Annotated in this window: 9 protein-coding genes; 1 reads left to right on the top strand and 8 read right to left on the bottom strand. The window is 45.3% G+C overall.

Features of this window, described 5'->3' with window-relative positions; all coding sequences use genetic code 11:
• Positions 1–1,049: 1,049 nt before the first annotated feature.
• From KPL72_RS08620 to KPL72_RS08605, 4 genes are all read right to left on the bottom strand, one after another.
• Positions 1,050–1,370 (bottom strand): MarR family EPS-associated transcriptional regulator, encoded by a 321-nt coding sequence (locus KPL72_RS08620; protein WP_219702469.1) that lies wholly within the window; start codon positions 1,368–1,370, stop codon positions 1,050–1,052.
• 705 nt (positions 1,371–2,075) lie between these two features.
• A complete protein-coding gene (gene hepT, locus KPL72_RS08615; RefSeq protein ID WP_219702468.1) occupies positions 2,076–2,516 on the bottom strand; it encodes a type VII toxin-antitoxin system HepT family RNase toxin in 441 nt (146 codons plus the stop codon).
• Positions 2,491–2,874: a type VII toxin-antitoxin system MntA family adenylyltransferase antitoxin gene (gene mntA / locus KPL72_RS08610; protein ID WP_212917676.1), complete on the bottom strand. Its 384-nt coding sequence runs from the start codon at positions 2,872–2,874 to the stop codon at positions 2,491–2,493. Before mntA ends, hepT begins: the two co-directional genes overlap by 26 nt.
• A gap of 213 nt (positions 2,875–3,087) precedes the next feature.
• Positions 3,088–3,822 carry an RpnC/YadD family protein gene (locus KPL72_RS08605; protein ID WP_219702467.1) on the bottom strand — a complete coding sequence of 245 codons (735 nt, stop codon included), beginning with the start codon at positions 3,820–3,822 and terminating at the stop codon, positions 3,088–3,090.
• A 495-nt stretch (positions 3,823–4,317) separates the two neighbouring features.
• On the opposite strand from KPL72_RS08605, the gene KPL72_RS08600 reads away from it, so the two are divergent.
• Positions 4,318–5,769, top strand: coding sequence for an MBL fold metallo-hydrolase RNA specificity domain-containing protein (locus tag KPL72_RS08600; protein ID WP_219702466.1), 1,452 nt, complete (start codon positions 4,318–4,320; stop codon positions 5,767–5,769).
• A gap of 353 nt (positions 5,770–6,122) precedes the next feature.
• On the opposite strand, the gene KPL72_RS08595 is transcribed toward KPL72_RS08600, so the two are convergent.
• From KPL72_RS08595 to KPL72_RS08580, 4 genes are all read right to left on the bottom strand, one after another.
• Positions 6,123–6,440 carry a nucleotidyltransferase family protein gene (locus KPL72_RS08595; RefSeq protein WP_219702465.1) on the bottom strand — a complete coding sequence of 106 codons (318 nt, stop codon included), beginning with the start codon at positions 6,438–6,440 and terminating at the stop codon, positions 6,123–6,125.
• Positions 6,437–6,841 carry an HI0074 family nucleotidyltransferase substrate-binding subunit gene (locus KPL72_RS08590; RefSeq protein WP_219702464.1) on the bottom strand — a complete coding sequence of 135 codons (405 nt, stop codon included), beginning with the start codon at positions 6,839–6,841 and terminating at the stop codon, positions 6,437–6,439. The genes KPL72_RS08595 and KPL72_RS08590 overlap by 4 nt, the downstream gene beginning before the upstream one ends.
• A gap of 700 nt (positions 6,842–7,541) precedes the next feature.
• Positions 7,542–8,489 carry a Wzz/FepE/Etk N-terminal domain-containing protein gene (locus KPL72_RS08585; protein ID WP_219702463.1) on the bottom strand — a complete coding sequence of 316 codons (948 nt, stop codon included), beginning with the start codon at positions 8,487–8,489 and terminating at the stop codon, positions 7,542–7,544.
• A gap of 144 nt (positions 8,490–8,633) precedes the next feature.
• Complete coding sequence (locus KPL72_RS08580; RefSeq protein WP_219702462.1) at positions 8,634–11,243, bottom strand: SLBB domain-containing protein; 2,610 nt, start codon at positions 11,241–11,243, stop codon at positions 8,634–8,636.
• Positions 11,244–11,308: the final 65 nt, after the last annotated feature.

Here is an 11,308-nt window from a genome sequence, read left to right as displayed (position 1 = left end):
GCGTTTCTCGGCTCATCCGGCCTACGGGCGCGACCTACGTAGTGCAATGATTTGCCGTGGCACATCTTTTGACGGTCTAAAGGCCGACCTACATAACGAGTTTCTCGGCTCATCCGGCCTACGGGTGCGACCTACATAGTGCAATGATTTGCCGAGGCACGTCTTTTGACGGCCTAAAGGCCGACCTACATCACGCGTTTCTCGGCTCATCCGGCCTACGGGTGCGACCTACATAGTGCAATGATTTGCCGAGGCACGTCTTTTGACGGCCTAAAGGCCGACCTACATCACGCGTTTCTCGGCTCATCCGGCCTACGGGTGCGACCTACATAGTGCAATGATTTGCCGTGGCACGTCTTTTGACGGCCTAAAGGCCGACCTACATAACGCGTTTCTCGGCTCATCCGGCCTACGGGCGCGACCTACGTATTCCTCTGATTTGCCGCGGCACATCTTTTGACGGCCTAAAGGCCGACCTACCTAACGCGTTTCTCGGCTCATCCGGCCTACGGGTGCGACCTACATAGTGCACTGATTTGCCGTGGCACGTCTTTTGACGGCCTAAAGGCCGACCTACATCACGCGTTTCTCGGCTCATCCGGCCTACGGGCGCGACCTACGTAATACTGTGATTTGCCGCGGCACATCTTTTGACGGCCTAAAGGCCGACCTACATAACGCGTTTCTCGGCTCATCCGGCCTACGGGCGCGATCTACATAATGTAGTGATTTGCCGTGGCATATCTTTTGACGGCCTAAAGGCCGACCTACGTAATGCAATGATTTGCCGTGACACATCTTTTGACGGCCTAAAGGCCGACCTACATAACGCGTTTCTCGGCTCATCCGGCCTACGGGCGCGATCTACATAATGTAGTGATTTGCCGTGGCATATCTGTTGACGGCCTAAAGGCCGACCTACGTAATGCAATGATTTGCCGTGACACATCTTGTGACGGCCTAAAGGCCGACCTACATAACGCGTTTCTCGGCTCATCCTTCAAAGCCGGATAACGCCTCGTGCCTCGTCTCATCCGGCCTACGGGGCATTATGTTTTTACTTCTTGGCGCAGTTGTTCTATTTCTTTTTCTAGGGCTTCGTGTTCTTTTAGTTTTCGTTGCAGAAAGCGCTGCGTAAGAGAAACCTTTTCTTCTATGCCTTTTGGGGTAAGTAAGTATAGGTAGCCCATTTTGTTGGTGCTGTTTTTAAAGTTTTCCGCTTTTATCAGGCCTTTTTCTATTAGTGCTTTTAGGCAAAAGTTGACTTTTCCTAGGCTAATATCTAGGCGTTTGGCCAGTTCTCGTTGACTAATATCAGGATCTTGCTGTAGTTCTTTTAAAATTTTGTAGCGGTATTCGTCGGTTAACATTTAAGCACCTTAGATATAAAACTAAGAGTGATGCATAAATACGAAAAATAATAAGCGTGGAAAGGTGTGGTGTGTGAAGGTGTGAGTAAGCTTTCCATGCATTTACCTCGTTTAATGTTATCCATTTTAATTACTAAAGAACTATTAATCCCATACTAGCTTCCCCTTGGAAGTTATAAGAGGAAAGGACAAATATATGCTGCGTTCAATTGGTGAACGATAATAATACAAGACATGAAATCATGCAAAGAATGTGTTCGAAAAGAGTTTGTAAAGTGGACGTTTTTTAAGCTTTTTTGGTTATATGAATATGTTGGTTATGATCATTCGCCAGATCACGCCTCGTGCCTTGGCTAATCTGACCATGTGATTAGGTGTTGTTTAGTTTTTGACGGCCTGAAGGCCGACCTACATGTAATTGGTTTTGTTTAGCTTTTTGACGGTCTGAAGGCCGAGCTACATGTGATTTGGTGTTGTTTAGCTTTTTGACGGTCTGAAGGCCGAGCTACATGTGATTTGGTGTTGTTTAGCTTTTTGACGGCCTGAAGGCCGACCTACATGTGATTGGTTTTGTTTAGTTTTTTGACGGCCTGAAGGCCGACCTACATGTGATTGGTTTTGTTTAGTTTTTGACGGCCTGAAGGCCGAGCTACATAACGGGCTTCTCGGCTCATCTGACCTACGGGATCTGGCGGATAGTTGGATTTATCTTGGCAGGGCTTTTATTACGGTTCTTAAGTAGTCGTTGATTAGGTGATATTTCTTTTGTTTTAGAATGGGTTGTATTTTTTCCCAATCAAGGTTGAGATAGTCGTGAATAATGGCATTTCTCATACCGATAGCACCGCGCATGTCGTTAATATCAGGATGAGTAATCGCCAGTCGCTCATAAGTTCTTTCTATGCTAGCTCTGGCTTCGGAAGGCACTGGTTTATTTTGTGACTTTAGATAATGTTTGGAGCAGCCGATTGCGGCTTCAACAATCACTTGTAAGCTACGCTCTGACGCACTGCGTTCGTTAAAGGTAAGTGGTCTCTGTGCAACAAGATCGCTTAGTTCGTCTAAACCTGCTAGATGCTGTTCAACTTGCTCTGTTAGAGCCAGTATATAAGGTTCATAGTTACTTTCGGTTTCTTTCATGTTCATTTCGAAAAGCTTCCCATAAAGACCAAATCCGATGTTGTTCTGAATGTAAACGTAGAGGATATCGACAATAAATCACTTTACCATCAGTAATGGCGCTGTATGCCAGTGGAATGGGTACATTGTTTATGTCGATCATGGAAATTTTTTCTGTGGTTGCTTTTGACCATTGATATGACAATTCGTCACAATAAAATGCACGCTTAGCGATCAACTTCTGATCATAGGCAATGGCAAGATCGTAGTCGCTGTTAGCAGCAGCGTTACCTTTTGCTTGTGAGCCATACAACCAAACCACTTCGATAGCACTATTTGCTGCAGCCAACTCTTGTAAAGTAGCGATTGTTTTTTGTTGGTTCAAGGATAACCTTTTTAGTTGGGTGTTTGCTGTTGAAATATACGTTTTATATTGAGGGTGTCAATGGTGACTATTCTGTAGGACGTTATGAATAAAGTGTAATGTGCCAGTTAATGACGTTGGTTATGAATGTCAGATTACGCCTCGTGCCTCGTCTCATCTGACCTTGTATCCTCCCCCTTCAAAAACGCAAGGGGGAAGGGGCCGTGACAAAAGTCAATGGAAGATATCTTCTATTTTATCTGCGAAGAGGAGTCGTTCAGACCATTTCAGTAGAGTTTCAGCATCGGCTTTTTCAACCTGCTCACGGTAAGTGGCAGCTACGTCAACACCGTATTTGCTTGCCATCAGTAGCAGTATTATAGTCGCTTCACCCTGCTGCATTCCTTTCTCAATTCCAAAACGCTCTGCACTGGTTACGTAAGGCATTTTTTTAGACTCCTCTAGTTGATATACCGACTCTAAGAACTGACGCTCCAAAGCGTCTGGTAAACGTATCATCCAATCAATAACTCGGAACAATTCCAGTATAACATCACGCTCATAGCCACGCTCGTACATTAATTGCACAAGCTGAAACTTCCATGCTTGACGTTCTTCGGCTCTTTTACTGCTTTTGGCACGAAGTTGCGCCATCACCACCAAGGCAAACACATTGCCACTGCTTTCTAACTGTGCCCAGTGATCTTGCCAATCCAACAATTTTACACAGGGAAAACGAAAGTTTAACTCACAGCCCCAGCGTTTCCAATGATAGCTATTGGGCCGAAAGTTTCGATTTGTATCGGCGAGCACACCTAAACTGACCACATCCATCTGATATCGATCAAACAGTCTGTAGTGATACACGTACATACGTTCAGCAAAATCCCGCTCTGCACCTTTACATAAACCAACACCGTAGGCCGGATGAATCGAGGAACGAAGATGTAATCCGGCACAAACCCACATAACACAAACCCAACGCCGGATAACGCCTCGTACCTCGTCTCATCCGGCCTACAGACCTATCCAAAAACTCCCGCCCTTGATGCCAATCCACCTGCTCGTAAACATCAGGAAACAGCAAGGCTAAAAACTCTGGAAAACGATGCTCCAATGCCTCTTTCCATGGGCTATCATGATCATCCATTGATCTTGTATTCATTTAAAATTCCTTTTTTATTTACGCAAGCTCATCCTGAGATCGCTTTGTATTACCGCTTTAATACTACATAGATGACACAAAAACACCAATACTGCTTTGGTTTTCAAGTTTGAAAATTGTTTGTAAGGTGGGCATTTTTGAGCATAAGGATATGTTGGTTATGATCATTCGTCAGATCACGCCTCGTGCCTCGGCCCATCTTACCTACAAGTGAGCGGGGGAAGGAGCCGTTAGGTTGATGCCAGTGTGGATTGTGGTTTACCCTTGTTGCTTCTTAAAGACGATACATAAGGATTTGTATGTTAAATATTAAGCATCACGGTGCTGTGCAGGGTGTTACCGGGTCTTGTCATGAGTTGTTTGTTGATTCTGATCAATCTGTGTTGGTGGATATTGGATTGTTTCAGGGGGCGGAGACGTCTGGGTCTGGGGCAGATTCAAATAGTTTAGAAATAGATTTTGATATTTCTGCTGTTCAGGCCTTGGTGATTACTCACGTTCATATAGACCATGTTGGGCGTTTGCCTTATTTGTTGGCCGCTGGATTTACTGGGCCGATTTATTGCTCTAAACCCAGCGCCGCTCTGTTACCTCTGGTTATTGAAGATGCGTTAAAAGTCGGTGTGACTCGTAACGCCAATATTATTAAGGCCTGCCTAGACAGGCTGGCTTCTCAGTTAGTTCCGCTGGATTATAAAACCTGGACTGACGTTCCTTTAACTTCAAACAATACCACCAAAGTACAAGTGCGATTGTGTCGTGCGGGTCATATTTTGGGGTCGGCTTATGTGATTTTTCGGGTTGAAGGGGGTGACCTTTGTCGGCCTAAAGGCACGACCTACAAAAAATATTGGGATGTGGTGTTTTCTGGGGATTTGGGCGCGCCCTATTCACCTTTATTGCCTGCACCACAATCACCTTATCGAGCAGATCAGTTGGTTATCGAAAGCACTTACGGTGATCGTAACCATGAGAATCGATCTACTCGGCGTCAACATTTACAGCACAGTTTAGAACACGCATTAAGTGATTCTGGCACGGTGCTCATTCCTGCTTTTAGCATTGGCCGCACCCAGGAGCTTTTGTATGAGTTGGAACATATTATTCATCAAAATAAACACAAAGCCGTGAGTCAAACTCGTTCTGGTGTTTCGTTAAATTGGAAAGATATCGATATTATTATCGATTCACCTTTGGCGAGCCGTTTTACTAAGGTGTATCGTTCTTTGGCAAGCTATTGGGATGATGAAGCAAAACGCCGCGTAAGTTCGGGCCGTCATCCATTGGATTTTGAGCAAGTTACGACAATTGATGATCACGCCACCCATTTACAAACCGTCGCCTACCTACAACGCCAAACTCGCCCCGCTATTGTTATCGCCGCCTCCGGCATGTGTGCTGGCGGCCGCATTGTGAATTATTTAAAGGCATTATTAGGTGACGAACGTAACGATGTGCTGTTTGTGGGCTATCAGGCAGCAGGTACGCCAGGACGGGATATTTTGCGTTACCACGACAAGCCAAATGGCTATGTTGTATTCGACGGGGAGCGTTACGCCATTAATGCCAAGGTACAGCAAATCAGCGGATATTCCGCCCATGCGGGGCAACGGGATTTGTTAAATTTCATTAAGCGTATGCGCGTAAGGCCGAAGAAGGTGCATTTGGTGCACGGGGACGATAACGCCAAACGGACGTTAAAGGGGTTGATTGAAATGGCCCATCCAGAGTGTGAGGTTGTGGTGCCGTAAGGCACATGAACAGAGCGTGATGTGTCGTTGAGTGGTGTTGGTGATTTCGTGACGGTTTTCGTAGGTCGGATGAGGGAGGCACGACCGTGATCCGACGCTTGATGATTGATGTGGTTGGTAATTTCGTGACGGTTTTCGTAGGCCGGATGAGGGAGGCACAACCGTTATCCGGCGTTTGATGATTGGTGTTGAATGACTTATGGTGTTTTCGTGACGGTTTTCGTAGGCCGGATGAGGGAGGCACGACCGTGATTCGGCGAGGGAGGGGCTAGATGGTTACGAACGCCACTTTTTTCAAGTAAGCATCTTCGTTCCTCGATTCATCCGGCCTACGGGTTGGGTTATAGATTGGCTTACGAGTTATTCCCAATTTTTCGTCCATATTGCGCTATGTGCGTCAGCATTTCTTCAGATTTTATGGCATGTAAATCTAGGATATCAAAGAAATAAGGGAAAGTAGTTTCTTCATTAAGCTGATTAGATAATCGGGTAACCACTGAGTGGTCTACTTTCTTTCCAGAGATGACGATGTCTACATCAGACCCAGATTTGAAGGTGCCTTTGGCTCTTGAGCCAAAAATCATAGCCGATTCAATCTCTTGAAAACTTTGAATAATGCTATCTAGCTCTTCAAGCTCTGCTGAAGTTAAACCAAAGTCAGCTTCTATCATTTAATCAGCCGCTCTTTAAAACTTTGATGAAAATCATTCAAAATCGGGTAATAAGTCGACTTTATTTTTAGCTCGACGAGTTGCGCTGTTTCCTCTTGGTATGTGTGTACTGTTAAGTTTCTATCACCAAGTGCTTCCAGCCATTCTTTTCCGTTATTAATCAGCTGATATTGAAATGCCGTTTTTATTGCATCACGTGGGCTGCTTATCGAAAAACCCTCTTCTTCTTGAAAGTCTTTCAGCACTTTCCAAGCGAGTTCAAAGGATATTTCGAAAAATTGAATCATTCCAGCACGTTCAATAACCGATAATTTTTCCAGCTCAACAGTGGTTTTGAGTAACATAAAACTTCTGGAAAAGTTTTGAAATCGCTGTTTCCAGCGCGCTTCTTGGTAATTCATATGTTTATCCTAAATACTCTACCGCAGCCAAAGCAATACTAACAAAATACAACGATGTTAACCATGATCAGTTCGTAGGCAGGATGAGGGAGGTACGACCGTTATCCGGCGTTTGATGATTGGTATTGTGTGATGTGGTTGGTGAGTTCGCGACGGATTTTCGTAGGCCGGATGAGGGTGGTACGTCCGTTATCCGGCGATTGATGATTGGTATGGTGTGATGTGGTTGGTGATGTCGCGACGGATTTTCGTAAGCCGGATGAGGGAGGTACGACCGTTATCCGACGTTTGATGATTGGTATAGTGTGATGTGGTTGGTGATTTCGCGACGGATTATCGTAAGCCGGATGAGGGAGGCACGACCGTTATCCGACGTTTGATGATAGGTATTGTGTGATGTGGTTGGTGATTTCGCGACGGATTTTCGTAAGCCGGATGAGGGAGGCACGACCGTTATCCGACGTTTGATGATTGGTATTGTGTGATGTGGTTGGTGATTTCGCGACGGATTTTCGTAAGCCGGATGAGGGAGGCACGACCGTTATCCGACGTTTGATGATTGGTATTGTGTGATGTGGTTGGTGATTTCGCGACGGATTTTCGTAGGCCGGATGAGGGAGGTACGACCGTTATCCGGCGGAGGATGGTTATGAGCGCCGGATAACGCCTCGTACCTCGGCTCATCCGGCCTACGGGTGGGTTAGTCTTTTTTAGTGAAGGCGAAGCGGATAAGTACGATACCCATGCCGAGCATGCCGCCGAGTAGTACAGCGAGTACGCAGATTAAGGCACGTTTGGGCCCGGCTTTTTCTTCTGGTACGACGGCTGGGTCGATGGTCTTAAAGGCGAATTCGTCTTGTACTTGTGCCAACATGAGGTTTTTGGTTTGCTCTTCTATCAGTTGATAAAAGACGGATTGCATGTCTGATATGCTGGTTTTTTGGATTTGTTCTTCTAGGTAGCCGATGTTACGGCGTGTTTCATCCAGTGATTCTTTTTTCACCCAAGCATTTAGATCTGTCACCAGCCAATCTACCCATTGTTTGGCGATGGTGGGTGATAAATGTGTAATAGACAGGGTCACTAGGCCGTTGTCTTTGCTTTCAGATACGGCGATCAGTTTTTTGAACTCTTTGTAAGCTTCCCAATCTGTCGGTATTGGTGATTTCCCTGGTTCAACTTCACGCACCCATGTTTTGCTTTGTGCATCATATAGCTCAGGATTCAACTGCAAGGTATCTGTAGATTCACTCCATTTCTCCCCTGCCATTAAGGGAGCCATTAGGTCGTATTTATTGATGAAGGCATTAATAAATTGACGAGACTGAAGTACTGCTAGCGCCATGGCTTTGCTGTCTGTACCACCGCCACCTAGGTTGATACCAGCCAAAGACGCCAAGCCACCAAATTGTGCGGCCATGCCAGCCAAACCGCCGGATTTATTATCATTGGCCGAAGCCAACACCGCTTCAGCTTTGTAGGTGTTGGGTTGAGATAGTGCGTACAACACGCCGCCTACGGCAAACACGAAGGTGGTAAATATGATGATCCATTTACCCCTCCAAAGCGCCATAAACAACTCTTTTAGGTCTATTTCATCATCGTGGTTCGGATATGGTTGGGAAGGAAAGTTGTACTTATCGTTCATTGTCATTCTTCGCTTTATAGTGTGCACTGCATATAAAATGGGCTGGTTTATAGGGTATAAAGTTATGCCAGTCAGTTAATAATATGCTTAGCTGACTGGCATTTGGACGACGCCCTTTTTTATCCCTTATGATGGTGTATCAGATCAATCTTTGATCGCACTCCACGCTACACCAATCTGGTACAGTATCTGAGTCGCTGTAGATAAGGTACTTAAACCGTCTAGGTAGTCGGTATTGATCGGCACTATGATGGTATCGCCAGGCTCTAGCGGATCATAGTCACGACTAAACCAGAAGGAGTTATTCGGCAGCTCTACAGAGCCATTCGCTTTCACTATGTAAATACGATCGGTATCTGCTTGGCGTTTAGTGCCACCAGCAGACGCTATATAGTCTTCTACAGTCAAGTTGGGGTTAAAAGTGTGGTTCGATGAAAATTGCACTTCACCAACAACGCTTATGACAGGGTTCAATGCTGGCACAAAAAGCTTGTCGCCTTTTTCTAACATTAAGTTAGCCAGCTTATCGCCTTTCACAGCATAACTGAGATCCACCACCAAACGGCCTACTGGCTCAGCATTATCAAGTTGATCCACTATCGCGATAGCCTGAGCAGGGTCGGCAACCGATGATGACCCTTGACGGCGCAAAGACATCGCACTGATTTCTTGTTTTAGCTGTGCGTTTAGGAATTTTAGTCTTTCTGCTTCCTGACGCTTTAAGCGCTCACGGCTAAATACAGCACCAGAAGGATAAGCAAATTCGGTAAAACCACCAGCACGCTCAATCACGTCTTTTAAGGTTTCACCGCGTTTAAAGGTATAAGTTCCAGGAAAAACAAATTCCCCTTGCAGCTCAACCACCATACCTTCTTCCCAACCTGGTTGCGTTTTAACAATCAGGTGATCTTGTGCACTCAATGCGACAGGGTACTTGCCACTAATCGCGTCTTTTAGTGAAAAATTCATCCGGTCGAATGTTGAACGATTCTCTTTTATCACTCGACGCGACAATTCTGCTGACCCTAAATAAGCGTCTTGTGTCAAACCTCCAGCTGCAGCCAGCAAGGAAGCCACATTGGCATTTTTAGCTTGAGGATAAAGCCCTGGAAACTTTACCGCACCAGATACTTCGATTACTTTTGCAGGGCTTCCATAGCTAGCCTGTTCTTTTAAGCGTTCCATTATAGGTTTAAGCAATGCTTCTCGGCTGGCTTTGCGAAGTTCTGCCGCATCAGACACTTCCTCAGTACCAGCAATATTTAATGTTGTGTCTTCTTCTTTTGTAACCACAGCACCCGTTTCAACATCTAACGCTTCGCGTGCTTTACCTGACCCACTGGCCGATTTTACTTTGCTGTTTGCATATGAGCCAAACCAGTAGTCTTGCGCCAGACCATTATCAAATACAAAGATTTGGTCTTTTTCTTGCAGCGTTAGGTTTGCTGCAGAGTCTTGATAAGTCAACGCATCCAATAAGCTAAATTGATAAACTTCGATGTCTTGGTTGGCGTTAACTTCTCGCACTAATAGAGCGTAATTCAAATCGGCCGTTTGCTTTAAGCCGTCATCGATAGAACCTATAGCATCACTTACTTTCATACCTGGTTTAAAATTAAGGGCGCCTTGTCTAACCACTTCGCCACGTACGGCTACTGCGTTTTTAAGCGACATAGAAACAGCGGATAGGTTTATTTTATCGCCATTTCTTAATTTGAAACCTCGCCCCATTGGAGAAGAAAGGTCTAATGTAAATTGCTGTAAGCCGTTTGAGCTGGTTCGACGCACACTCACTCTGGAAAGATAAGCTTGTGGTTTTGCTCCGCCTGCCAGCGACAAAAGCTGATCAACCGTTGTGTCATCTTTGGTTTCATAAACCGCAGGGCGTGCTACTTGGCCCTCTATAGCAATGCGATTTTTACGTACTGGAATAAATAACGTGTCACCAGAAGACAAACGAACATCTTTCGAAGTATCACCTTTGATTAACAAATCATAAAGATCAAAATCAGACACCACTTTGCCTTTACGCATTAACTGAATATGGCGCAAGCTCCCAGATTTCTTTACACCACCGCTAGCGATCAATGCTTGGGTAATGGTGGTTAAGCCATTTACATTGTAGGCGCCGGGCTGCATGGCCTCCCCGACGATATAGACCTGCATGGTACGCATGGCGCCCATAGTGACAGATACATCTACGCCGATGGTTTTGTTTTTAATTACGTCATTGAGCTGTTTACGCAGCTGCGCGAATGTTTGCCCTGCTACGGCGATAGGCCCAATATCAGGTAAATTAATAGAGCCATCTCTATCTATAGTTAAGGATAAGTTTTGATTAGTTTTACCAAAGGTTTGCACACTAATTACGTCACCTGGGCCCATTTGATAATCGAGCGGCACAGGCAAATTATCCACTATGGTTAAACCTAGACTATTATTACCAAATACATCGTAGCCAAACTGAGTCAAGCTACCATCGCTGTCTGCTGCCGCTTGAACGGTAGGTGCCGGTTTTGCTTCGCTCACGACAGGTTCCAATACTGGTGTCTGTTGCACAGGGGCCGACTCGGTATTGGCCGCACCTCCGGTCAAAGCCCCAAGATCCACACCATATTGACGGGCTAGCGCCTCCTGTTGTGCTTTAGGCAAACTTTGAAACTGGCTAATTTGCGCAGCTGTCGGAGTGAAAGCCAACAAACTCCCTGCTAGAGTCATCATCAACACTGATAAAAGTAGTTTTTTAAGTCGCATACTATGTGGTCTATTTAGGTTCTATAAAAATTTTAGATTAGCTATTTTTAATATTAGCTATTCAA

Origin of the sequence: Marinomonas lutimaris (assembly GCF_019426345.1) — a bacterium.
GTDB classification, from domain to species: domain Bacteria; phylum Pseudomonadota; class Gammaproteobacteria; order Pseudomonadales; family Marinomonadaceae; genus Marinomonas; species Marinomonas lutimaris.
The sequence above is the reverse complement of the archived record's forward strand: the minus strand, read 5'-3'. Positions and strand labels throughout refer to the sequence as shown.

What these genes read in the sequence shown, in the direction of transcription:
- KPL72_RS08620 (WP_219702469.1), bottom strand. Translation starts at nt 1,370, where the DNA reads ATGTTAACCGACGAATACCGCTACAAAATTTTAAAAGAACTACAGCAA.
- hepT (WP_219702468.1), bottom strand. Translation starts at nt 2,516, where the DNA reads ATGAACATGAAAGAAACCGAAAGTAACTATGAACCTTATATACTGGCT.
- KPL72_RS08605 (WP_219702467.1), bottom strand. Translation starts at nt 3,822, where the DNA reads ATGTGGGTTTGTGCCGGATTACATCTTCGTTCCTCGATTCATCCGGCC.
- KPL72_RS08600 (WP_219702466.1), top strand. Translation starts at nt 4,318, where the DNA reads ATGTTAAATATTAAGCATCACGGTGCTGTGCAGGGTGTTACCGGGTCT.
- KPL72_RS08595 (WP_219702465.1), bottom strand. Translation starts at nt 6,440, where the DNA reads ATGATAGAAGCTGACTTTGGTTTAACTTCAGCAGAGCTTGAAGAGCTA.
- KPL72_RS08590 (WP_219702464.1), bottom strand. Translation starts at nt 6,841, where the DNA reads ATGAATTACCAAGAAGCGCGCTGGAAACAGCGATTTCAAAACTTTTCC.
- KPL72_RS08585 (WP_219702463.1), bottom strand. Translation starts at nt 8,489, where the DNA reads ATGAACGATAAGTACAACTTTCCTTCCCAACCATATCCGAACCACGAT.
- KPL72_RS08580 (WP_219702462.1), bottom strand. Translation starts at nt 11,243, where the DNA reads ATGCGACTTAAAAAACTACTTTTATCAGTGTTGATGATGACTCTAGCA.